17 protein-coding genes are annotated in these 22,924 nt (G+C 64.9%); 4 read left to right on the top strand and 13 right to left on the bottom strand.

The genetic code is table 11. The features are described from left to right. Positions 1-185 precede the first annotated feature (185 nt). On the top strand, positions 186-2,405 hold the full coding sequence (locus NFC73_RS04820) for an NADP-dependent isocitrate dehydrogenase (RefSeq protein ID WP_254748043.1): 2,220 nt from the start codon (positions 186-188) through the stop codon (positions 2,403-2,405). A gap of 146 nt (positions 2,406-2,551) precedes the next feature. Here the strand turns inward: NFC73_RS04820 and NFC73_RS04815 are convergent, their stop codons facing one another. From NFC73_RS04815 to NFC73_RS04765, 11 genes are all read right to left on the bottom strand, one after another. Then, on the bottom strand, positions 2,552-3,034 hold the full coding sequence (locus NFC73_RS04815) for a hypothetical protein (protein ID WP_254748041.1): 483 nt from the start codon (positions 3,032-3,034) through the stop codon (positions 2,552-2,554). Further along, entirely contained in the window at positions 3,031-4,245 is a 1,215-nt protein-coding gene (locus NFC73_RS04810; RefSeq protein ID WP_254748039.1) for a serine/threonine-protein kinase, read from the bottom strand. Before NFC73_RS04810 ends, NFC73_RS04815 begins: the two co-directional genes overlap by 4 nt. Before the next feature lie 267 nt (positions 4,246-4,512). Next, a complete protein-coding gene (locus NFC73_RS04805; protein WP_254748037.1) occupies positions 4,513-5,787 on the bottom strand; it encodes an LPXTG cell wall anchor domain-containing protein in 1,275 nt (424 codons plus the stop codon). Between the two features lie 85 nt (positions 5,788-5,872). Continuing rightward, on the bottom strand, positions 5,873-6,658 hold the full coding sequence (locus NFC73_RS04800; RefSeq protein WP_254748035.1) for a hypothetical protein: 786 nt from the start codon (positions 6,656-6,658) through the stop codon (positions 5,873-5,875). 249 nt (positions 6,659-6,907) lie between these two features. After that, positions 6,908-7,978, bottom strand: a complete 1,071-nt coding sequence (locus NFC73_RS04795) for a Gfo/Idh/MocA family protein (protein ID WP_254748033.1) — start codon at positions 7,976-7,978, stop codon at positions 6,908-6,910. A gap of 34 nt (positions 7,979-8,012) precedes the next feature. Continuing rightward, the gene (locus tag NFC73_RS04790) at positions 8,013-8,702 is read right to left on the bottom strand and encodes an ABC transporter ATP-binding protein (RefSeq protein ID WP_254748031.1); all 690 of its coding nucleotides are present in this window, start codon (positions 8,700-8,702) and stop codon (positions 8,013-8,015) included. 2 nt (positions 8,703-8,704) lie between these two features. Beyond that, positions 8,705-10,162 carry an ABC transporter permease gene (locus tag NFC73_RS04785; protein WP_254748028.1) on the bottom strand — a complete coding sequence of 486 codons (1,458 nt, stop codon included), beginning with the start codon at positions 10,160-10,162 and terminating at the stop codon, positions 8,705-8,707. Positions 10,163-10,407: 245 nt separating this feature from the next. Beyond that, positions 10,408-11,502, bottom strand: a complete 1,095-nt coding sequence (locus NFC73_RS04780; protein WP_254748026.1) for a substrate-binding domain-containing protein — start codon at positions 11,500-11,502, stop codon at positions 10,408-10,410. A gap of 50 nt (positions 11,503-11,552) precedes the next feature. After that, the gene (mmsB, locus tag NFC73_RS04775) at positions 11,553-12,836 is read right to left on the bottom strand and encodes a multiple monosaccharide ABC transporter permease (protein WP_254748023.1); all 1,284 of its coding nucleotides are present in this window, start codon (positions 12,834-12,836) and stop codon (positions 11,553-11,555) included. Between the two features lie 45 nt (positions 12,837-12,881). Then, the gene (gene mmsA, locus NFC73_RS04770) at positions 12,882-14,438 is read right to left on the bottom strand and encodes a multiple monosaccharide ABC transporter ATP-binding protein (RefSeq protein ID WP_254748021.1); all 1,557 of its coding nucleotides are present in this window, start codon (positions 14,436-14,438) and stop codon (positions 12,882-12,884) included. Positions 14,439-14,569: 131 nt separating this feature from the next. Next, positions 14,570-15,760 carry an ROK family transcriptional regulator gene (locus NFC73_RS04765; RefSeq protein WP_254748019.1) on the bottom strand — a complete coding sequence of 397 codons (1,191 nt, stop codon included), beginning with the start codon at positions 15,758-15,760 and terminating at the stop codon, positions 14,570-14,572. A 199-nt stretch (positions 15,761-15,959) separates the two neighbouring features. On the opposite strand from NFC73_RS04765, the gene NFC73_RS04760 reads away from it, so the two are divergent. Then, a complete protein-coding gene (locus NFC73_RS04760) occupies positions 15,960-16,754 on the top strand; it encodes a carbon-nitrogen hydrolase family protein (RefSeq protein ID WP_254748017.1) in 795 nt (264 codons plus the stop codon). Here the strand turns inward: NFC73_RS04760 and NFC73_RS04755 are convergent. Both NFC73_RS04755 and alr read right to left on the bottom strand, forming a co-directional pair. Next, on the bottom strand, positions 16,733-18,379 hold the full coding sequence (locus NFC73_RS04755) for a PucR family transcriptional regulator (protein ID WP_254748015.1): 1,647 nt from the start codon (positions 18,377-18,379) through the stop codon (positions 16,733-16,735). The genes NFC73_RS04760 and NFC73_RS04755 overlap by 22 nt on opposite strands. Continuing rightward, positions 18,369-19,583 carry an alanine racemase gene (gene alr / locus NFC73_RS04750; RefSeq protein ID WP_254748013.1) on the bottom strand — a complete coding sequence of 405 codons (1,215 nt, stop codon included), beginning with the start codon at positions 19,581-19,583 and terminating at the stop codon, positions 18,369-18,371. Before alr ends, NFC73_RS04755 begins: the two co-directional genes overlap by 11 nt. 101 nt (positions 19,584-19,684) lie before the next feature. On the opposite strand from alr, the gene NFC73_RS04745 reads away from it, so the two are divergent. Continuing rightward, complete coding sequence (locus tag NFC73_RS04745; protein WP_254748263.1) at positions 19,685-21,223, top strand: amino acid permease; 1,539 nt, start codon at positions 19,685-19,687, stop codon at positions 21,221-21,223. Beyond that, positions 21,220-22,914 carry a flavin monoamine oxidase family protein gene (locus NFC73_RS04740; RefSeq protein WP_254748011.1) on the top strand — a complete coding sequence of 565 codons (1,695 nt, stop codon included), beginning with the start codon at positions 21,220-21,222 and terminating at the stop codon, positions 22,912-22,914. The genes NFC73_RS04745 and NFC73_RS04740 overlap by 4 nt, the downstream gene beginning before the upstream one ends. Positions 22,915-22,924: the final 10 nt, after the last annotated feature.

Genomic DNA, 22,924 nt, shown 5'->3' with positions numbered 1-22,924 from the left:
CGGCGGCTGGCCGCCCCTGGTGCGTACCCGCCGTCGGGCGTTATTGCGTGCCCGAATCCGCTGTAATGCAGGACCGTCCGGCCGCCCCGGTACGGTTCAAAGCCGTGTCCTCAGGTAAGTTAGGGGGTGGTGAAATAGAACAAAATTTCCAAAAAATCAGCCGACCTCCAGGGAGACGCCCGCGCATGTCCAAGATTATCTATACCCACACCGACGAAGCGCCGATGCTGGCTACTTATTCGTTCTTGCCGATCATCGAGGCGTTTGCTTCGACCGCAGGTGTGGAGGTGGAGACCCGTGACATTTCGCTCGCAGGCCGCATCATCTCCGTGTTCGGTGACTACCTCACCCCGGAACAGCAGATCGGCGACGCCCTTGCTGAACTGGGTGAGCTGGCAAAGACGCCGGACGCCAACATCATCAAACTGCCCAACATCAGCGCTTCCATCCCGCAGCTGAAGGCCGCCATCGCCGAGCTTCAGGGCCAGGGCTACAACCTGCCGGATTACCCGGACAACCCCTCCTCGGACGAGGAAACGGCCGTCCGATCCCGCTATGACAAGATCAAGGGCTCCGCTGTGAACCCGGTCCTGCGCGAGGGAAACTCGGACCGCCGTGCACCGCTGTCCGTCAAGAACTACGCCCGCCAGAACCCGCACTCCATGGGCGCCTGGTCCGCGGATTCCAAGACCAACGTGGCCACCATGGGCAAGGACGACTTCCGCGCGAACGAGAAGTCCGTGGTCATCGAGTCCGATGGCACCATCGCCATCCAGCTGGTCCGCGAAGACGGCTCGGTCAAGGTCCTGAAGAAGGCCTTCCCCGTGCTGGCCGGTGAAGTCATCGACGGCACCGTCATGCGAGCCGCGGCGCTGGACGAGTTCCTGGCAGCCCAGGTAGTCCGCGCCAAGGAAGAGGGCGTCCTGTTCTCCGCGCACCTGAAGGCCACCATGATGAAGGTCTCGGACCCCATCATCTTCGGCCACGTGGTGAAGGCCTACTTCTCCGAACTGTTCGAGACCTATGGCAAGCAGCTCACGGCCGCCGGGCTGAGCCCCAACAACGGCCTTGCCGCCATCCTGAGCGGCCTCGAGGAGCTTCCGGAGGACGTCCGTGCAGGCGTGAAAGCGCTCATCCAGAAGGGCCTCGACGACGGCCCGGCTCTGGCCATGGTGGACTCTGACAAGGGCATCACCAGCCTCAACGTGCCGTCCGACATCATCGTGGACGCTTCCATGCCCGCCATGATCCGCTCCTCCGGCCACATGTGGGGCCCGGACGGCAAGGAAGCCGACACCCTGGCGGTTCTCCCCGACAGTTCCTACGCCGGCATCTACCAGGTTGTTCTGGACGACTGCCGCGCCCACGGCGCCTTCGACCCCACCACCATGGGCACCGTCCCGAACGTAGGCCTGATGGCCCAGGCCGCCGAGGAATACGGCAGCCACGACAAGACGTTCGAGATCCAGGAAGCGGGCACCGTGCAGATCGTGGACGGTTCCGGCGCTGTGCTGATCGAACACGAGGTCGCCCCGGGTGACATCTGGCGCGCCTGCCAGACCAAGGACGCCCCCATCCGCGACTGGGTCAAGCTGGCCGTCACCCGCGCCCGCGCCTCCAAGACGCCCGCAGTGTTCTGGCTGGACGAGACCCGCGCGCACGACACCAACCTCATCGCCAAGGTCAACGAATACCTCAAGGACCACAACACCGAGGGCCTGCAGATCGAGATCATGTCCCCGGTGAAGGCAACGGCCTTCACCCTGGAGCGCATCCGCAAGGGGGAGGACACCATCTCCGTCTCCGGCAACGTTCTCCGCGACTACCTCACGGACCTGTTCCCCATCCTGGAACTGGGCACCAGCGCCAAGATGCTCTCGGTTGTTCCGCTGATGAACGGTGGCGGACTCTTCGAGACCGGCGCCGGCGGATCGGCCCCCAAGCACGTCCAGCAGCTGCTCAAGGAAAACCACCTGCGCTGGGACAGCCTGGGTGAATTCCTGGCTCTGGCCGTCAGCTTCGAACACCTGGCCACTACCACGGACAACGCCCGCGCGCAGGTACTGGCAGACACCCTGGACAAGGCGACAGGGACCTTCCTGCTGGAAAACAAGTCCCCGAGCCGCCGGGCCGGCGAGCTGGACAACCGTGGCAGCCACTACTTCCTCGCCCGCTACTGGGCCGAGGAACTGGCCAAGCAGACCGAGGACAAGGAGCTGGCGGCATCGTTCGCTGCGGTGGCCAAGGAGCTTTCCTCCAACGAGGACACCATCGTCGGCGAACTGGCCGCGGTGCAGGGCTCAGCGGTGGACATCGGCGGCTACTACCGTCCGGATGAAGCCAAGGCCTCGGCCGTGATGCGTCCTTCCGCCACGCTGAACAGGGTCATTGCGACCCTGAACTAAGCGGAACCGAACCTTAGAAGGCGGCGCCCCGGGAAACCGGGCGCCGCCTTCTTCGTCCAGCTGACTTCGTCTACTTGACCTCGTCCAGTCGACGGGACCGGATGAATCGCAGGTGGGTTAATACGTAATGTGCCGTCCGCCCGCGGTCAGTCGCCGTCCTTGCCTTTGCCTCTGTTTCCCTTGTCGTCTGTGGGCGAGGGAGCTACCGGCGCGGTGGCTGCTTTTTGGGCCGCGTCGGCGTCCGCCTGCCTTTGCGCTGCGGCCGCGTCCTCCGCAGCCTTCGCTGCGGCGTCGGCTGCGGCCTTGGCCGCCGTCAGGTCTGCTCGGACGGCAGTGGCGGCCGTCGTGATGCTGCGCCGGCGTTCCTCGGAAACCTGCCCGGTCCGCGCAGCGGACGCGAGGTCGGCCTCGAGGCTATCCAAAGCTGCCAATCCGCCAGCGGGGTCATTATTCGCTGAGGCCTGGGTGATGCCGAGGACTCGTTCCTGGAGTTGGCGGGCGGCATCACGTTGCAGGCCGGCCTCAGCCGGACCGCACGCTGCCAGTGAACCGGCAAGCAGAAATGCTGCTGCAGCGGTCAGGCATTTGGCAGTGGTCGAACGCCCGCGGTGCGTCGGTGCAGGGCTCATGGTTTCACGCTCTCCTGAAGTTCCCTGAGGTGGTCGCCCAAGGTGCCGGTGACGGCGGGGTAAGGAACGACGTCGGGCTTTGGCTGAGGTGCCAGGCCCAAGGTCAGTGCCGCCGCGGCTGCTCCAGCGGCGAGAACGCCCAGTGCGGTGACCGTCCAGAACCGCCTTCCGGCGTGGCGGAGACGAGACAAGTCCAGGATCCAGCCCCGCGCGTCAGGACCGCGGGTGATGTCCTGCTGGCCCTTGCCGGACCGGACTACAGGCAGATCTGATTCCGCGGTGATGGCGATGGACGGCGGCCTGAACGGCATGGCCGGGAGTACACGTGTTGTCTCCGGCGCGAGCTCGCCCGGTGCGGACACGGGTGACACCAGGGCCTGGCGCAGAACGGATTCAACATCGGACGCAACGGGACGTTCCAGCGGTTCGATGGCAGTCATTGAACGGATCAGATCAGCCCACTCCGCCGGAACGTCAGCGGGGATCTCGGGTGCCCGGTGCAACCTGGCCACTGCGGATTCCACGGCACTGCCCGGGAACTCAACGGTTTGCTTGACGCATTCCAGCAGTACCAGACCCAGTGAGTAGATATCAGTGGCAGGCGACAGGGGAGAACCCATGGCCTGCTCCGGACTGAGATATGCGGCAGTCCCCACCATGGTTCCCGTGGCGGTCAGCCGGGCTGAATCCGCCATCCTGGCGATGCCAAAATCCGTGAGTTTGGGTCGTATGGGTTCGCCCGGACGGATCTGCACGAGCAGGATGTTCCCGGGCTTGATGTCGCGGTGGATGATGCCCAGGCTGTGCACGTAGGCCAGCGCGTCAGCTACGCCTGCCCCGATGACTGCAAGCTCGTCCAAGGGAACTGCACTGTGCCTGATCCGGCTGCGGAGGTCCTGGCCCTCCACGAGCTCCATTGTCAGGAACGGCCGGGGTTCGTCCAGGACACGGGTATCGATGCCTGCATCGAACAGGGTGACCAGGCTGGGATGGTTGAGCGTTGCCAGTAGTTGGATTTCGGCTTCCTGGCGCCTGAGCTCCTTGGCATCCGGTGCCTGTGGGGCAAAGAGCTTCAGTGCGACATCCCTGCCCAGGTTTTCGTCCCGGGCGCGGTATACGGATGACATGCCGCCGCGGCCGATTATGTCCGCCAGCCGATAGCGTCCGCCGAGCATTTCGTTCTTAGTTGAGCTAGGCGAATCCGCCACCATGACCAGTTCCTCCCGGTGCGCTGCGGCACTATTCCTGCTCAATAATACCGGCCGGTAGTGCATCCTTTGAGCCGTCTGCCGGCACGCCGGCGGCCCGGCTAAGAAGTGATTGGGACTTTCTTAGCCGGACCTCCGGTCACAAGGACAAGTGCAGGTAGCTGAACTCTCTGGTGGCCACCTCCTATCGGAACAGCTGGCTAGGCCGCGAACGGCGGAGCCGGTGCGTTGACGGTCTTAGCCGTCGCAGTCCGCTGAGTGCGGAGTCCGCTAGGCCTTCCGGCGCCGCTTGAGCAACAGCAGTCCGGCAAGCAGCAGGATGACGGCCAGAGGGATCAGTGAAGCATCCATGCCCGTCTTGGCCAGCGTGGCTGCGCCGCCCTGGCCTGAGGTGTTGCCCGTGGTGCTACCCATGGTGTTCGCGGCAGCAGATACTGAACCCGTGGTGGTGCCGGCGGGAAGAATGGTGATTCCGCTCGTGTCAGAGCCCGTGGTGCCGGTGGTGCCGGTTCCCGGGTCGGTGGTGTCCGTGCTACCTGTGGTTCCGGTTCCCGGGTCTGTTGTGTCAGTGTCACCCGTCGTGCCGGTTCCCGGGTCCGTGGTGTCCGTGCCGGGTGTTTCCGTACCGGGTGTTTCAGTACCCGGGGTTCCACAGCCATTGGTGCCGCCGATGATGACGCATGCATCAATGGCAACATTCGCGCCGTCAAGAACGCCCGACGTGCCCAGGCCGAGGTTGACGTCGGCTGCAACATCGGCGGTGGTTCCGGTGCCGGTGGTGTTGCCGAGGAGGTTGTCTCCGAGGTTGACGTCCACTAGGGCGGCGGCGTCGGCGGTGGTTCCGGTGCCGTTGCCCAGCCCGATTGCGACGTCGGCTGCAACGTCGGCAGTGGTTCCGTTGCCGGTGGTGCCGTCGGGGACGGTGTTTCCGAGGCCGAGGCTAATAGCAGCCGCTGCGGCGACTACGGTCGTGTCGTTGGTGGCGCTCCCGTTGGTGTTGCCAAGGAGGTTGTCTCCGAGGTTGACGTCTACTACGGCGGCGGCGTCGGCGGTGGTTCCGGTGCCGTTGGTGCCGTTGCCCAGCCCGATTGCGACGTCGGCTGCAACGTCGGCAGTGGTTCCGTTGCCGGTGGTGCCGTCGAGGACGTTGTTTCCGAGGCCGAGGCTAATAGCAGCCGCTGCGGCGACGGCGGTCGTGTCGTTGGTGCCGCTGCCGCTGGTGTTACCGAGGTTTACGTCCACCACGGCGGCTACGTCAGCGGTGCTGCTGCCAGTGCCGCCGCCGTTCGTGCTGCTGAGAAGGCCGTTGCCAAGGCCGAGGTTTACGTCCACCACAGCGGCGACGTCAGCAGTGTCCGACTGCGTTGAGCCACCCAGCAGGCCCAACGACGTCGTATCTGCGGACGTCGCCGCTGAGACCAGTGCGGAGGCCGTGAGGTCCGGTCCGCTGGTTGTGTCCGCGGCGCTGGCCGCGGTGGCGCCGAAGGCTAGTAGCCCGCCGGCAAAGAGGGTGCCAAGCAGTCCCCTACGAAGGTTGCAATTCATGGTGATGTCTCCTGAAAGTTGATGTGGGGCGCTGTTCAGCGCCTTGAGGCCGTGTTCTGCCCATGAATGAGGGCAGGGGGCTCAACTAGTCAGGAGAGGAACCGGGGTCGAATGACACCGGCGAAGGGGCATGCTGAGGTGATCCGCTGACCGCGAAGGATCCCGGGAGCGGCAGGTCAAAACCGAACTCATTCAGCCAGGCAGCGGAGCCTGAGGGGCCGGATGGCGAGGCGCCACCCCCTGCCCCCGATGCAGGTCCCGCCGGGGCCGGTGGCGCGGAAGGGTCGGTGGTCCAGGGGCTTTCAGCCGGGACCGCGAGCATTTCTGTGCCGGCCGGAACCGGCATCGACGACATTCCCGTGACGGCAAGCAAGTGGTCGGAAGTGCCGGGGGAGTTTGTGGTGGCATCAGCAGCGACGTGCCCTGAAGCGCGGGCGTCCGTGACCTGTGCGGATACAACAGTCGCATCTCCCAGGTCCACTACGGGCTTCATAACAGGCTCAAGAACCGGTGCAGCGTCGGTGAGGGCAGGGGCGACTGTCTCAATCAGGTCATCTGCGGCGGTATCCACCACTGCGGCAATCGGGACAGCCGCGGCCGTGACGGTGCGCGCCGGAACCACGCTCTTCGCCACGGGGACGGCGGCGATCAGCTGATCCGCTGTGCCCGCCACATTGCCCACTACGGGCTGCAGAAGTCCGGTGGGTGAAGGATCCGGCGAGGCGGTCTCAAGAAGGGGAGAGACGGCATCGGTCAACGGCGCGGTCAGGGAAGAAACCGATGAATTCAGGCCGCCCAGAAGGGATCCGGAATCCCGTGAAGAGTCTGCCGTCGCGGCGGAAGCGGAAAGTGTCAGCCAAGTAGCGGTCACGGCTCCTGCGAGGAGAAGCGGCCGGAGTGCACGCCAAGGCGAACGAACTTTAGCCATGCGTACCACCCCCAGTACCGTTGAGACCTAACGATTTCAACAGCGTAAGACTCCCGCGTGCAGGAAGTCTAGGGAAACGGAAAATAAATCCAGCAAGCTTACTAATTTGTCACTCAGCCATCGATAACCAAGCGAAGAGTGTCAATCCAATTTACAAAAAGTCATAGGCCTGAAGCCAGGGGCCATTCCCCTTTAGTGGGCATCGTTCGGGTAGCTGACGCCCAGTTGCCCGCGCACTCCGTCAAAGAGCCGCATGGTATTGATGGAGTCCTCCAGTGGCATGACCGGGCTCTCGGCCAGGCCCTGTTGGATGCAGCGTGTCACCTCGCGCAGTTCGTAGGTGTAGCCGATCCCGACGACGTCGAACGCCTCCGCTCGCAGGCCCTCCCGTCCAACGCCGATCACCAACTCCCGCGGGTTGTTGATGGAACCGACACTCTGGAGGTAGCCCAGGCTGCCGGCGACGGTGGCCGTCCGTGGACCGTACGCCAAGAGCGAGGACGTCAGCTGAGCCTGGGCACCATGGTTGTAGCCGAGCGTCAACGCATTCTGGGCGTCCACGCCGTCGTCATTAATGAAGCCCGTGGCACTGACGGTCTGCGGGAACCCCAGTGTTCCTAGTGCCCACAGCAGGGGGTAGACCGAGATGTCCAGGAGGGCGCCGCCACCGTCCTGCCTGGCCCACAGCCTGGACGTCGGGGAATACGGCGCGGGAAAACCGAGGTCAGCGGTCACCCAGTGCACGTCCCCGAGCTCCCCGGATGCGGCAATCTCGAACGCCCGCTGCATGCCCGGGAGGAAGCGGGACCACACTGCCTCCATGAGGAAGAGCTTCCGTTCCCGGGCAAGCGCGACGAGCTCGCTCGCTTCCCTGCCGTTGATGGTGAACGCCTTTTCGCAGAGGACGTGTTTGCCCGCATTGAGCGCAGCAAGCACGATCTCGTGGTGCTGGGCATGCGGCGTGGCGACATAGACGACGTCCACCGAGTCATCGGCGAGCAGCCGCTGGTAGCCCGGCACGCCGTCGTCGTCCCCGTACGCCATGACGAAACCGTAGTCTGCGGCGAAACTCTCCGCAGTGCCCTGTGAGCGGGAACTGACCGCATAGAGCTCGGCGTCGCCAAGCAGTGCGAGGTCCTGCGACACTGACCGCGCGATCCCGCCGGTGGCGATGACGCCCCACCGCAGGCGTTTTCCGGTGGCAGACCGGGGATCCGGATCGGACTGGCTGGACAGCCACGGTGTGGCAATGGGCGCGCTCATGGTGCCCATCCTCTCACTTAGACCAGTCCGGGCGTCAGACCAAGGCGCGCGCCGGTTCTTCCGTCAGCCGGCCCTGCTGGAGCCTGAAGCGGCGGTCCGTCTTGTTGGACAACGCCTTGTCGTGGGTGACCACGAGGATGGTGGTGTTGTGGTCGCGGCTGAGCGAGCTGAGTAGTTCGATGATGTGGTCACCGGTCTGCTCGTCCAGGTTTCCCGTGGGCTCGTCCGCGAGGATCAGCTTGGGTTCGTTGGCCAGCGCCCGTGCGATGGCCACCCGCTGCTGCTCGCCGCCGGACAGCCGGTTGATGCGCCGCACGTGTTTCTCCGGGTCCAGCTGCACCTGCTCCAGAAGGTCCGTTGCCCGCTGCCGACGCTCTGTCCTGCGCATCCCCGCGAACTCCATGGGCAGCATGACGTTGTCCATCGCAGAAAGATTCGGGATCAGGTTGAACTGCTGGAAAACGAACCCGATATCCCGGCGCCGGTACTCGGTCAGCTTGCCGTCCGGCATCCCGGCCAGGCTCACGCCGTTGACGACGACGTCTCCGCTGGTCGGTTTGTCCAGCGCACCCAGGAGGGACAACAGGGTGCTCTTGCCGCTGCCGCTCTTGCCGACAATGGACGCCAGCGTGCCCTGCTCCAGAACAAAGCTGACATCGTTGACCGGCTTGATGGTGCGGTCACCGGAGTTGAAAGTGCGGACCAGGTTCTTGACTTCAATCATGGCTATTCTCCTCGCAGGACTTCGATGGGACGGATGCGCGCCGTGAGCAGCGCCGGGACCAGCGCCCCGATGATGGCCACGCCGAACACCGCTGCGATGCCGGCGGCGATGACCCCGGGGGAGGCGCTGGCGGTGACCGACGTCAGCAGCTGGGAAGCGCCGCCAAGGGGGCCGCCCGTTCCGCCCGGGAACCCTGCCCCGCCGCCCGGCATGCCGACGCCGCCGGCCGCGCCGGCCATGGCAGCCCCGCGCCCGGTGGTGGCCGCCGTCGTGGTGGTGTTGGTGCTGATCAGCGCGGAAGCGATGCCGCCGCTGGCAAAGGAGGCGACGGCGGCGCCCACCGCGCTCCCCATGGCCACGAGGACCAGCGCCTCCAGCACGAACTGCAGGCCGATGGTTCGGTTGGGTGCTCCGATCGCCTTCAGGACGCCGATTTCCCGGCTGCGTTCGCGGACCAACATGACCATGATCAGCAGGATGATCAGTCCGGCGGTGCCCAGGGCTGCTAGGAAGGCGATGAACGAGATGTTCTTGACGCTGCCGAGCGAGCTGACGGCGGACTCCAGGTTCTGGCCCTGGGTGACGTCGGCCTTGTCGGTGCCGAGGGCGGACTCCAGCGCGGTCTTGGCGGCCTCGAGGTTTTCCATGCTGTCCACCGTGACAATCATCGAGGACAGCTCACCCGGCAGCTCCGCGACGGTCTGCGCCGTGGGCAGGGTCAGGTACAGGGCGTTGTTGCCGAACGTGGTGCCTGAATCAAAGAGGCCGGCCACAGTGAACGTCTGGTCGTTGATGGTGAACGTGGAACCGATGGCCAGGTTGTTCTTCTCGGCCAGGCTGGTTCCCAGGAGGGCGTTGGCGGATTCAGCCGTGTAGTCGCCGAGCCCGGTGCCTGCGGTGATGACCAGGGCCTTGCCGGTGGTGTCCACCTCGGCGCCGATTCCGGTTGCAGTGATCGGGAGGGAGCGTACAGGCTGCGCGGTGGTGGTTCCGGTGGTGCCGTTTGCGGCCTGGTTCCGTCCACCGAGGGTGCCAGCGTCGATGGCTGCGGTAAGGCTGGTGGTCAACGTGGTGGCGTTCTGTCCGGCGGGACCTCCCTGGCCGCCGCCGGGGCCAGCCTGGGTGCCGGCCGCCGTCTGCGCTGCCGCTTCGGCGCCGTTCCGCAGCCGGAGTGAGCTGGTGCCGACGACGGAGGTTACGTTGGGCACGGATGCTGCTGAGGCGGCCTGCTCGGCGGTCAGCGGTTCGCCGCCGCCCTCGAAGCCCTGGCCGCCGGCCGGGTTGACGGTCAGGACGGTCCCGACGGACGCGTTCAGCTCCTGGACTTTGGCTCCGACGGCCTGGTTGGCCACCAGCATGGCCAGCGCAAGTCCGATCGCGACGGCCAGGACTGCCACCACCGCGGCTGTTCGGACCTTGTTTCTGAAGGCATTGCCAACACTCCGGGCAAGGACGCTCACTGTACTCCTAGGATCTGGTGCCGGCGGAAGGCCGGCATCTGCTCCTACCCTCGCGGCCGGGCCTGTGCAGGAAGACGGCCGAAGCTGTGTTTGGGCTGTGAAAGGCGGCGGGCAGTGAGAGAGCGTTAGTGAAAAGCGCGCAGTAAGTGAGAGAGCGTCGGAATGCGGAATGCCCCGGCTCCCTATTGGGGGAGCCGGGGCATTCGAACCGGTGGTGACCGGCGGACCGCGTTACATGGACCGCGTTACTTGGTCAGCGGGCCCAGTACCGGATCGTCCGCGTAGGCCGTCTTCACGTTGGCGGCGGTCACGATGACCGGCGGCAGCAGGAAGGCGGGAACGGTCTTCACCGTGTTGTTGTAGGACTTGTCGTCGTTGATCTCAGGCGTCTTGCCTGCCTGGAGATCCTTGACCATCACGATCGCGTGCTCAACGAGCTTGCGGGTGTCCTTGTTGATGGTGGAGTACTGCTCGCCGGCAAGGATGGACTTGACGGATTCAACTTCCGAGTCCTGGCCGGTGATGATGGGCAACGGCTTGCCGGCGGCCTTGACCGAAGTCAGGACAGCGCGGGCCAAGGTGTCGTTCGGTGAAAGGACGCCGTCCAGGGAAGCGGTTCCATAGGAACCGGTCAGCAGGGTATCGGCGCGGCGCTGGGCGTTCTCAGCCTTCCAGCCCTGGGTGACGGCCTGTTCGAAGCTGGCCTGGCCGGAGAGTACCTTCAGCGTGCCGTCGTCGATCTTGGGCTTCAGGATGCTCATGGCACCGTCGAAGAAGACCTTCGCGTTGGCATCATCCGGTGAACCGGCGAAAAGCTCGATGTTGTAAGGGCCGGTCGGTTTCTTGGCCTTCATTCCGTCGAGCAGCGCCTGGCCCTGCAGCACGCCCACCTTGAAGTTGTCGTAGGCCACGTAGTAGTCCACGTTCTCGGTGTTGAGCAGCAGCCGGTCATAGGCAATGATCGTCGCGCCGGAGTCCTTCGCCTGCTTCAGCTGGGTGCCCAGCTGCGCGCCGTCGATGGCACCGACAATGATGACCTTGGCGCCCTTGGTGATCATGGCACTGATCTGGTTCTGCTGCTCGGAGACGCCGCCGTTGGCGAACTGCACGTCGGGCTTGAAGCCTGCGCCGGAGAGCCCGTCGTTGAACAGCTTCTCCGCCAGTACCCAGTTTTCGCTGGTCTTCTGGGGAAGCGCGACGCCGATGGAGGAGTTCTTCTCGAAGCCGCCGGCTCCGGTGGTGCTGGTGGTGCCGGGTTCGGCCCGTCCGCAGGCCGTCAGCGCCAGTGCTGCGATTGCAGCTATCGCTGCTGCCTTTCCTGCTTTACCAATCATTCGCATTTCTTGGTCCACTTTCTCTTTGGGGGTATTGGTTCCGGAACCTGAATCGCTCAGGCTTCCCTGGCGATCGTTTCCTTGGTGGAGGTGGTTTCGTCGGGCTGCAGGGGTGTGCCGGGCCCGCCGGTTGGGCGGTTGAAGCTCTGCATCATCAGTCCGATGATGGACCGCTTGCCCTGAGACTTGTTGTAGACGTCGAACGCCACGGCGATCAGCAGGACCAGGCCCTTAATGATCTGGGTGAGGTCGGCGCCGACGCCGAGGAGCTGCAGGCCGTTGTTCAGGACTGCCATGACCAGGCCACCGATGATGGAACCGATCACGGTGCCCACGCCGCCTGTCACGGCCGCGCCGCCGATGAAGACTGCGGCGATGGCGTCCAGCTCCCAGCCGACGCCGTCGAACGGGCCCGAAGCGGTGGAGCGGCCCACGAAGATCATGCCCGCGAGGCCGGCCAGGATGGACATGTTCATCATGACCAGGAAGTTGACCTTCTTGGACTGGACGCCGGAGAGTTCGGCTGCATGCCGGTTGCCGCCCACGGCATAAATGTGGCGACCCACCACGGTCTTGGAGGAGACGAAACCGTAAATCAGGACCAGGACGGCGAGGATCAGGCCGGGGATGGGGAATGAAGTGCCCGGTCGGCCTGTGGCGAAGAGGTACGTGGCGTACAGGATGGCCGCGCAGACCAGGACAAGCTTCAGGACGACCACCCAGGTCTCCGCCACTTCGGCACCCAGCACCTTCGCGGTCCGGCGGCGGCGGATTTCGCTGAAGACTACAAAGGCGACTGCAGCGAGGCCGATCAGCAGGGTGAGGTTGTTGTAGCCGGTGCTTGGCCCAACCTCAGGAAGGTAGCCGGAACCCAGGTACTGGAAGTCATTGGGTACCGGGATGGTGTTGGACTTGCCCACGAACTGGTTGAAGCCGCGGAACAGCAGCATGCCGGCCAGGGTGACGATGAACGCGGGAATGCCCACGTACGCCGTCCATAGACCTTGCCAGGCTCCGATCAGCGCACCGAGCAGCAGGCCGAGGAGCACTCCGGCATACCAGGGGATACCCCAGTCGCGGATGGCCAGGGCCACTGTCACGCCCACAAACGCGGCCACGGATCCTACGGAGAGGTCGATGTGACCGGCGATGATGACCAGCACCATGCCGATGGCGAGGATGAGGATGTACGAGTTGCCGTTGAAGAGGTTGATGACGTTGCCCGGCGTGAGCGTGCGGCCCTCTGTGGTGAATTGGAAGAAGATGATCAGCGCGACCAGGGCGAAAATCATCCCGAATTGGCGGGTGTTGCCGCCAAAAAGCTTCTTAAGCGCGTTCATTGTTTCAGTCCTTGTATCTGGAAGGATCTGGAGGATTCCAGAGGGTCAGGCGGCCTTGCGGGCGGAGGTCATCAGCTTCATGAGGCTTTCCTGGCTCGCTTCCTCTTTGTTCAGGACGCCGGTGATGGCGCCCTCGAAGATGGTGTAGATGCGGTCGGAAAGACCCAGCAGTTCGGGCAGTTCGGATGAGATGACCACCACGCCTTTGCCCTGGTTGGCCAACTGCTGGATGATGCCGTAGATCTCGTACTTGGCGCCCACATCGATGCCCCGGGTGGGTTCATCCAGGATGAGGAGGTCCGGGTCCGTGAACATCCACTTCGCCAGGACCACCTTCTGCTGGTTGCCGCCCGAGAGCTTGGCGACGCCTTCCTCCACGGAGGGCGTCTTGGTACGCAGTGCCTTGCGGTACTGCTCGGCTACTGCGAATTCCTTGGCAGTGTCCACCACGCTGTTTCGGCTGATCTTCTTGAGGTTCGCTGAAACTGTGGTGGCCTTGATGTCATCGAGCAGGTTCAGACCCAGGGTCTTTCGGTCCTCCGTCACATAACCCAGTCCGGCGTCAATCGCCTGCCGAACGTTTTTGAGGACGACTTCCTTGCCGCCTTTGTAGATGTGGCCATCGATGAACCGTCCGTACGAGCGGCCGAAGACAGAACGGGCCAGTTCGGTGCGGCCGGCACCCATCAGCCCGGCGAATCCCACAATTTCCCCGCGGCGTACGAAGAAGTTCGAGCCCTTGCAGACAAGCCTGTCCTGGATGGCGGGGTGGCCAACGGTCCAGTCCTTGACTTCGAAGAACACCTCGCCGATCTTCGGCGTGTGGTCGGGGAAGCGGGACTCCAGGGCCCGGCCCACCATGCCCTTGATGATGCGGTCCTCGTCGACGCCGTCGGCCTTGACGTCGAGCGTTTCAATCGACTTGCCGTCCCGGATGATGGTGATCGAATCGGCGATCTGCTCGATCTCGTTGAGCTTGTGGGAAATGATGATCGAAGTGATGCCTTTGGCCTTGAGGCCCAGCATCAGGTCGAGGAGGTGCTGGGAATCGGATTCGTTCAGTGCAGCGGTCGGCTCGTCCAGAATGAGGATCTTGACTGACTTGTTCAGGGCCTTGGCGATCTCCACGAGCTGCTGCTTGCCGACGCCGATCTCCTTGATGGGGGTGTCCGGGTCTTCCCTGAGGCCCACCCGGGCCAGCAGCTCCGTAGACCGCTGCCGGGCCTCCGCCCAGTTGATGACGCCGCGTTTGGTCGGTTCGTTGCCCAGGAAGATGTTCTCCATGATGGACAGTTCCGGGATCAGGGCCAGCTCCTGGTGGATGATCACAATGCCGGCGTGCTCGCTGGCGCGGATGTCCTTGAACTGCTGGACCTCGGTCTGGTACACGATGTCGCCGTCGTAGCTGCCGTACGGGTAGACGCCCGAAAGCACCTTCATCAGCGTGGACTTGCCAGCGCCGTTTTCGCCGCAGATTGCGTGGATCTCGCCGGCCTTGACCCGGAGGCTTACTTCCGCCAAAGCCTTGACGCCGGGAAATTCCTTGGTAATTGAGCGCATCTCCAGGATGACCGGGTCAGTGTGCGTGGTGTGGGACGACATTTGTCCTTACGCCTCCAATGCATGACTTCTTTGTCCGCCCAGCAAAGCGCAGGGTCGTCTGATGAAAAAGTAAACTGGATCACCCGGGTTGTCGTCAAGTCTTTAACGCAATTACCGAGGTAACGAAACGGCTACGCACGCCGGATCCCGGCATGCTGGAACACCAGGGCGGCCGCTCCCAACGCCTCTGCTCGGTCCCCAAGCGAGGACATCGTCAGCGTGGTGGTCTCGCCGATCACCGGCACTGCATGCCGGATAAGCCCCCGCCGAATGGGGTCGAGCAGGAGGTCGCCCAGGCCCGCAAGGGGACCGCCCACCACGATGACTTCAGGGTTGATCAGGTTCGCTACGTTGCCCAGGGCGCGTCCAACTGCCAGGCCTGCATCGTCCACCACCCTGAGCGTGGCCGAGTCGCGCGCAAGGGCCTTGCGCACGATGTCCGCGGGTGTGAGGGGTGGGTCTTCCCCGCGGCCCAGCAGCTCCATCATGGTGGTGGTGGAGGCAATGGTTTCCAGGCAGCCACGGTTGCCGCAGCGGCACACGAGTCCGTGCTCGTGGATCGTTGCATGGCCGATTTCGCCGGTAATGCCAACGGTGCCGTAGTAGGGAGCGCCGTTGAGGATCAGGCCGGCCCCGATGCCCGATCCGATCTTGAGGAACATCAGGTTGCTCACGCCGGAATGCGGCCCCCATGTAACCTCGGACCAGGCGCCAAGATTGGCGTCGTTGTCAACGAATACGGGAATTTTGAGGGTTTCCTCCAGATGGTGAAGGATGTTGATTCCCACCCATTCCGGGAGGATGGCGCCCTGCGCCACGGTGCCGGTCCGGCGGTCGATGGGGCCGGGAATTCCGACGCCGGCGCCCACCACCAGAGTCCGGTCCACGCCGCTTTCCTGCAGCAGTTTGTCCAGTAACCCGACGGCTGCCCGGATGCCTTCCTCGGCTTGGTGGCCCAGCGGCAGCAGGACGGATTCCTCGGCGATCACGTGGTAGCTCAGGGACGCCAGGACCACGCGTAGGTGCCGCCGCCCGAAGTCGATTCCCACAGCCACCGCGCCGTTGCTGTTGAGCCGCACATTGAGTGCCCGGCGGCCGGAACTGGTGATCGGTTCGGTTGACGCCAGGCCCGCATCCTGCATAATTTTGACGATGTTGGAGATGGTGGCGGTGGAGAGGCCGGTCTGGCGCGCAAGCTCGGCCTGCGTGGCGGGCCCACCCATCAGGGTCTCGATGATCCGCTGCTGGTTCAACTGCCTCAGCGCGGACTGCGATCCTGGATTTTTGGGCTTGCTCCTCGTCGAGCGCGGTGTTGCGGACATGCAAAGAAGATTGCCCTATCTTGACGCTTGTAGTCAAGAAGTTAACGCAACGAGTCTGCGGTGTGAGACAAATTCATGGGACGATCCGTCCGTCCTGGGGCCTTGGCCGGTGCAATTGGCCTCGGATGCCGTTCAGGTCCGGTGGCTAGGCTGGAAAAAGCGGACGCATTGGCCGTCCCGATCATGTGAGGTGGTAACGGTGCTGCTGGCCCTGATGCAGGCAAACGCCCGCGTACTCGACGTGGAGGCAAACTACGCCGCCCTGGATGCGGCGGCCGGCGCCGCTGCCGCGGAAGGCGCGGCAGTCCTGGTCACCCCGGAGCTGTTTCCCGTGGGCTACGCGCCGCTGCGGCTCCGCGCGGAGCTGGACCCTGCCGTGCTTCCCGCCATCCGGGAGGCGCTGGCAGGCATCGCGCGCCGCCACGGAATCGGACTGGTCTACAGCCTGCCGTCGGTCACGGAAAGCGGCAGCTGGCACATCACCTCCACGCTGGTGGACGGCGCAGGCGCCGAACTCCTCACCTACGCAAAGGTGCACCTCTTTGGCGACGACGAGCGCGCGGCATTCAGCCCCGCGGAGGCGGGTCCCGCCGTCGTCGACTTCCACGGGTTCCGGACATCCATGGTGATCTGCTACGACGTGGAATTTCCCGAAACGGTCAGGGCCGCCGCGCTGGGCGGGGCAGAGCTGCTGCTGGTGCCGACCGCTCTGGCGCACGGCTTCGAGACGGTTCCCCAAGTGCTGCTCCGTGCCCGCGCGCTGGAAAGCCAACTGACCATCGCCTATGCCAACCACTCGGGAACCGAGGACGGCTGCGAATTCCTCGGCGGCAGTGTCATTGCCGGACCGGATGGTTCGCTGCTGGCCACGGCGGGACCGGAAGCCGAACTCCTGTACGCCGAGGTTGAACCGGACGCTGCCCGGAAAGCCCGTGAGGTGGTGCCCTACTTGCGGGAACGCCGCCCGGAGGTCTACCGTTCCTGGGGCATCTGAACGATCCCGTCCTCCAGGCCGTCCACGTACTGAAGGGCAATCAACAGCTCTGCCCGCACCTGGGCGGAACCAAGGTCCATGGCCAGCAGCTCGCCCAATGCATTGATCTGGCGCCGCACGCTGTTCCTGTGCAGCCCCAGGACTTTGGCAGTCGCATCCCAGTTGCCGTTTTCGCCCAGCCATGACTTCAGGACACTGAGTTGGGAGCTGATTCGGTCAGGCTCCTGCGCCAGGACCGGTTCCAGCAGCCGGGTGGCAAGCATGGTGCCGGCGCTGCGGCCCAACAGTCCAGCGACTGACCACGTGACGTCATCCACGCGCACACTTTGTCCGCTTGCCTGGACGCGGGACCGCAGCGACGCCGCGCGCTGGTACGCTCCCGCCAGTCCCGCCAGTTCGGTGGCATCCCCGATGACCAGGCGCCAGCCGAGCTTCTCGACTTCGCTGACCAGGGCATCATCAACCTTCAGCCGGGTGACGGCAGCGAACCCGTAGTCCGTGATCTCCACGAGTTTGGTGTCGAACAGCCGTCGCCACTGCAGCAGCTCCCGGACGGGACTGTCGCCCGCGGGCCACGTGCCCTGCTCCGCCTTGATACCTTGCACCACTCGAAGCGGCGCCGAACGGGTGGAGGAGGTGCTTTGGGCCAGCAGGTCCCTGAGCCCGTTGATGTGCCGCGTTCCGCCGCTGGCCAGGCTGTCCGGATGCAGAAGCAGCGCTGTGGCCAGCTGGCTCGGCGCGAGGGATCCGCTGGTCCGCTGCCGGACCAGCAGTTCCAGCAGCCCGACGGCGGATGAGACCACGCTGTTCTGCGAGGGCGTCAGCGGCTGGTCCGTCCCGAGAATCAAAGCGCCGAGATTGGCGTCCCGCGTGCTGCGCAGTGGATGCCCGAACACCAGGAAAGATCCGGGAATGTCGAACGAATCCATTTCCACCCGGGGGCCGCTGCCGCCGAGCAGCCGGTCGAGGATCGGCTGCAGCGCGGGAAATTCGACGCCGGTGCCCGCCCTGGCGCGGACCCTTCCGTCCGCGCCGACCAGCACTGCCCACACGGGAACCCGCTGGGCCAGGGCGGCCAGGAGTTCATGCTCTGGACGGGCGGAGAGGACTGCGCGCATCAGCTGTCGGTTGATGTCCGCCAGCTGCCTGAAGACTTTGGCGTTATCCGATTCGAGCAGCTGCGAAAATTCCAGCCCGATGGCAGCGAACGGCACAGTGCCGGGCACCTCAACCAGCGTCAGGTTATGCCGGATGCAGGCCTTCACCAGTGCCTCCGGCACTGCGTCGAAGTAGGGTTCCAGCCCGAAGCCCAGGGCCCCCACCCCGGCTCCCACCAGACGCCGCACGTACGCGTCAACCCAGGCCGGGTTGCTCGCCTCGCCCACAAACGGCAGCCCCGCCGTGAGGAGGAACTCACCGTCGAGCAGGTACGGTGTGGGGTCCTCCAGCTCGCTTGGCTCTACCCAGCGCAGCACGCCGGAACCGTTGCCGCCGTCATGCAGGATCGTCAACTCCGGCGGCAACTTGTCCAGGAACTGCTCCAACGTGACAGCGCTGATCGGCTCGGCTCCGGTGCCTCTTCCCGTTGCGGCTCTGGTGCCCGCTCCCGCAGCTTCAGACGGCATGCGGCACGCTGACTTCGGGATCCTGGTAGTCGGGGCACTCGTAGGCCCTGGGCAGCCGCGGCGCTATCCGGTTGATGATTTCGTCGCCGTGGCTGCCGATGGCCGAGCCCCATTCGTCCGCGCTCGCCGCGCCGGTGTCCGGATCGCCGAACAGCACGGCCGTGTCGCCGACGGAAACTCCGCAGGCTTCCGGACCGAGGTCCACCATGAACTGGTCCATGCACACCTTGCCGATCACGGGCACCCGCCTGCCGCCCAGTTGGACAATGCTGCGCCCCGAGATGCCTTTCGGGATGCCGTCCGCATAGCCGAGGGGGATCAGCCCCAGATACCTTGCCTCGTGGGTGATGGCCTGGTGTTCGTAGCTCACGCCGGTGCCGGCCGGAACCTTCTTCACGAGCACAACGGGAGCCGTGACAGTCAGGGCCGGGCGCAGCCCGAAATCCGCGGGGTCAAGATGGTCGGCGGGCGCCAGGCCATAAATGGCCAGCCCTGCCCGCACCATGTCGAAGGCAAATTCAGGGCGGTCCAGGATGTTGGCAGAGCTGGACACATGCCTCAGCTCCGGTTCCAGGCCGCCTTCCCTGGCCTGGCGTACGGCTTCCCCGAAGGCGTCCACCGCTGCGGCGTTCCCGGGGTGGGCCGGTACGTCGGCCCAGGCCAGGTGGGTCCAGATACCCCGGACAGTGAGGGTCCCCTCGAGTTCGGCGTCGCGTGCAGCGGCCACAAGGTCAGGCCAGTCTTCCACGCGTGCGCCGCCTCGGCTCAACCCGCTGTCCAGCTCAAGGTGGACCGCGGCCGGCCTTCCGAGCGTGCGGGCGATGCCGGCCACTACGTCGAGTTGGGCGGGGCTGCCCAAGGACATGTCGACGTCGTTTTCCACAGCTTCGCGAATGATCTCGCTGGACGCTGTGGCGAGGTACAGCCAGGACAGCACCGGCGCCGTGATGCCTGCGCGGCGTAGTGCAAGAGCCTCGGTGAGCTGTGCCGTTCCGAGCCAGTCGGCGCCGGCAGCGAGGGCAGCCTCTGCCACTTCGACAAGCCCGTGGCCATAGGCGTTGCCTTTCACCACCGCCATGAAATGCGGCGCGGGGGTGAGTGCCCGGAGGGCGCGGACATTATTGGAAATCGTGGCCAGATCAACGCTGACCCGGCCGGAAAGCGCTACCGAAGGCGCGCTGTTCTGTTGTGCATTACGTCTCATGCCAGAACACTATAGGTCATTTTGCACAATCGTGAGAGGTGGCTCACACGCCTAAGCTGGGCGAGGGGAAAATGACAACTACTCACGAACGGACGTCAACGATGACTGTGCCCACCTACACAGAACGCCGGCCGGCACCTCCTGCCGGCCGGCCCGGCCTGGCCGCGCAGCTGCTGCGCCGCAAGCCGATCGGACAGATGGTCAATGAAGCCGAAACAGGCCACGGCGGAACCCGCCTGGTCCGCAGCTTCGGCGTTTTCCAGCTGACAATGATCAGTGTCGGCGCCACCCTGGGAACCGGCATCCTGGTCATCCTCGGCGAATCCGTTCCCTTGGCCGGGCCTGCGATCTGGATCTCCTTCGCCATCGCTGGACTCGCCGCCTTGCTGTCGGCAGTGTCCTACGCCGAAATGGCCGGTCTCGTTCCGGTGGCAGGCTCCAGCTATTCCTACAGCTACGCCACTTTGGGCGAGGGCATGGCCTGGATCTGTGGCTGGTGCCTCGTGCTCGAATACGCAGTCTCGGTCGCGGCAGTGGCAGTTGGGGCCGGCCAGTACGTGAACGAGTCCCTGGCGGTCTTCGGCCAGTTCCTGCCCGACGCAATCTCCCAGCCCCCAGGAGACGGCGGGGTCGTGAACATCCCGGCAATGGTCATCGTTCTGCTCGCCATGATCTTGCTGGTCCGCGGCGCCAAGGAAAGCGCCTGGATAAACACCGTCATCGTAGTGGTCAAGGTGGGAATCCTGATCTTCTTCTGCGCAGTGGCTTTCACCGCCTTCAGCGCCGGCAACTTCGAGCCTCTCCTGCCTATGGGCGCAGCCGGTGTCTCAGCCGCCGCTTCCAGCGTCTTCTTCTCCTACATCGGCTTCGACGCGGCATCCACGGCCGGTGAGGAAGCCCGCAACCCCAAGCGCGACCTGCCGCGGGCCATCATGCTCTCCATGCTGATCGTCACCACCATCTATGTCCTGGTTGCCGTGGCCGCCGTCGGCGCCCGTCCCTGGGGCTGGTTCGATGGTAACGAAGCAGCACTCGTGAAGATCCTCGAGGAAACCACCGGGCAGCCGTGGATCGCCCTGGTCTTCGCCGTCGGCGCAGTCCTGGCCATCGCCAGCATCGTGCTGACTGTCCTTTACGGACAGACCCGCATTCTTCTCTCCATGGCGCGCGACGGGCTCATTCCAAAAATCTTCGGCCGGGTCTCCGCGAGGACCGGCACTCCGGTTGCCGGCACCCTGATCGTGGGCATCCTCGTGGCAGTCACGGCCGGCCTGGTCCCGCTGGGTGCCCTCGCAGACGCCACCAGCATCGGCACCCTCTTCGCGTTCGCCCTGGTCAACGTGGCCGTGATCTACCTCCGCCGCACCAGGCCCGAACTCAAGCGGACCTTCCGGGTCCCGCTGTTTCCGCTCACGCCGATCCTCGGCGCCCTGATGTGCGCGTACCTCATGGCCAACCTGGGCGCCGACACCTGGGTGACCTTCGGAATCTGGATGCTGGTGGGCCTGGCGGCCTACTTCGGCTACGGTCGACGGAACTCCAGGGTAGCGGCGCTGAGCCACGAGGAATACCGTGAGCTGAACAGGCAGGAATCTTCAACGCTGTCCACGCCCGAACAAACTAAGGCAGAGCTTTCATGACCGTCGCCACCGAACTCCCGGCCTCTGACCCGTCCAGCACACAGGCTGGCCCCATCACCATGCTGAACCCCGATTTTCCGTTCAGCTACGACCACTACCTCGCCCGCCCGGCAGGGCTCGGCGCGGTTCCGCCGGAGCTGTACGGCACCGAGGTGGCAGTTGTAGGGGCGGGCCTTTCGGGCCTCGTCACGGCCTACGAACTGATGAAGCTGGGCCTGCGCCCTGTCATCTATGAAGCCGACCAGATCGGCGGCCGCTTGCGGACGGCCGGTTTTCCGTCCGCTCCCGGCGTGGTGGCCGATCTGGGCGGCATGCGGTTCCCCGTGTCGGGCAGGGCTTTCTACCACTACGTGGACCTGCTAGGGCTGGACACCCAGGATTTCCCCAACCCGCTGGCACCCGTCACGTCCAGCACCGTGATCGAACTGGCTGGCCAGAAGTACTACGCCGAGACCGCCCAGGACCTGCCGCCGTTCTTCCGCGAGGTGGCCGACGCCTGGAAGGCAGCCGTGAACGACGGCGCCAAGTTCGTCGAAATGCAGGAAGCCATCCGGGCCCGGGACACGGGCCGGATTAAGGACCTCTGGAACGAGCTGCTGCCGCTCATGGACGAGCAGACCTTCTATGGGTTCATAGCCGGGAGCGAGTCATTCAAGGAAGCCGGCTTTGCGCACCGTGAGGCCTTCGGCCAGGTGGGTTTCGGCACCGGTGGCTGGGACACCGACTTCCCCAACTCCATCCTGGAAATCCTCCGCGTGGTCTACACCGACGCCGATGACCAGCACCGGCTCATCAGCGGGGGAGCGCAACGGCTGCCTGAGGCACTGTGGCAGCACGCGCCGTCGGGCATGGCCCACTGGCCCGACGGAACGTCCTTGGCGTCGCTCCACTCCGGCTCACCCCGCGGGGCTGTGGACAGGATCAGCCGCGATGCCGACGGCGACCTCCGGATCCGGGAACGCTGGGGCCGCGAAGCCAGCTACCCCGCCGTGGTCACCACGTGCCAGTCCTGGCTGCTGTCCACACGCATCCACACCGAGGAGGCACTGTTCCCGGCCGAACTGTGGACCGCGATCGAGCGTTCGCACTACATGCAGTCATCCAAGACGTTTGTGATGGTGGACCGGCCGTTCTGGAAGGACATTGATCCGGACACCGGCCATGAGGTCCTGTCCATGACCCTCACGGACCGGCTGAACAGGGCCACCTACCTCCTGGACGACGGCCCGGACAAGCCTGCCGTGATCCTGCTGTCCTACACGTGGAACGATGACGCGCTCAAATGGCTGGCGCTGGACGCCGACGAACGCGTTGAGCTGATGCTGCACTCGCTCGAGCAGATTTACCCGGGCGTGGACATCGCCAGCCACATCGTGGGCCAGCCCATCACCGTTTCCTGGGAAGCGGACCCCAACTTCATGGGTGCCTTCAAAGCGAACCTGCCGGGGCATTACCGCTACCAGCAGCGACTCTTCACGCACTTCAAGCAGGACAAACTGCCCGAATCCCAGCGCGGGATCTTCCTCGCCGGTGACGATGTGTCCTTCACCGCGGGCTGGGCCGAAGGCGCCGTAACCACCGGCCTGAACGCGGTTTGGGGTGTGGTGAACCACCTGGGCGGTTCATCCGCGCCTGGCAACCCCGGGCCGGGTGAGCTCCTGGACTCGATCGGCCCGATCAGCCTGGACTGAGCAGGTGGGA

It is taken from the genome of Pseudarthrobacter humi (assembly GCF_024294965.1).
Taxonomy (GTDB): Bacteria; Actinomycetota; Actinomycetes; order Actinomycetales; family Micrococcaceae; genus Arthrobacter; species Arthrobacter humi.
The sequence above is the reverse complement of the archived record's forward strand: the minus strand, read 5'-3'. Positions and strand labels throughout refer to the sequence as shown.

What these genes read in the sequence shown, in the direction of transcription:
- NFC73_RS04810 (WP_254748039.1), bottom strand. Translation starts at nt 4,245, where the DNA reads ATGGTGGCGGATTCGCCTAGCTCAACTAAGAACGAAATGCTCGGCGGA.
- NFC73_RS04805 (WP_254748037.1), bottom strand. Translation starts at nt 5,787, where the DNA reads ATGAATTGCAACCTTCGTAGGGGACTGCTTGGCACCCTCTTTGCCGGC.
- NFC73_RS04815 (WP_254748041.1), bottom strand. Translation starts at nt 3,034, where the DNA reads ATGAGCCCTGCACCGACGCACCGCGGGCGTTCGACCACTGCCAAATGC.
- mmsB (WP_254748023.1), bottom strand. Translation starts at nt 12,836, where the DNA reads ATGAACGCGCTTAAGAAGCTTTTTGGCGGCAACACCCGCCAATTCGGG.
- NFC73_RS04790 (WP_254748031.1), bottom strand. Translation starts at nt 8,702, where the DNA reads ATGATTGAAGTCAAGAACCTGGTCCGCACTTTCAACTCCGGTGACCGC.
- NFC73_RS04765 (WP_254748019.1), bottom strand. Translation starts at nt 15,760, where the DNA reads ATGTCCGCAACACCGCGCTCGACGAGGAGCAAGCCCAAAAATCCAGGA.
- NFC73_RS04780 (WP_254748026.1), bottom strand. Translation starts at nt 11,502, where the DNA reads ATGCGAATGATTGGTAAAGCAGGAAAGGCAGCAGCGATAGCTGCAATC.
- NFC73_RS04755 (WP_254748015.1), bottom strand. Translation starts at nt 18,379, where the DNA reads ATGCCGTCTGAAGCTGCGGGAGCGGGCACCAGAGCCGCAACGGGAAGA.
- alr (WP_254748013.1), bottom strand. Translation starts at nt 19,583, where the DNA reads ATGAGACGTAATGCACAACAGAACAGCGCGCCTTCGGTAGCGCTTTCC.
- NFC73_RS04745 (WP_254748263.1), top strand. Translation starts at nt 19,685, where the DNA reads ATGACTGTGCCCACCTACACAGAACGCCGGCCGGCACCTCCTGCCGGC.
- NFC73_RS04820 (WP_254748043.1), top strand. Translation starts at nt 186, where the DNA reads ATGTCCAAGATTATCTATACCCACACCGACGAAGCGCCGATGCTGGCT.
- NFC73_RS04795 (WP_254748033.1), bottom strand. Translation starts at nt 7,978, where the DNA reads ATGAGCGCGCCCATTGCCACACCGTGGCTGTCCAGCCAGTCCGATCCG.
- NFC73_RS04740 (WP_254748011.1), top strand. Translation starts at nt 21,220, where the DNA reads ATGACCGTCGCCACCGAACTCCCGGCCTCTGACCCGTCCAGCACACAG.
- mmsA (WP_254748021.1), bottom strand. Translation starts at nt 14,438, where the DNA reads ATGTCGTCCCACACCACGCACACTGACCCGGTCATCCTGGAGATGCGC.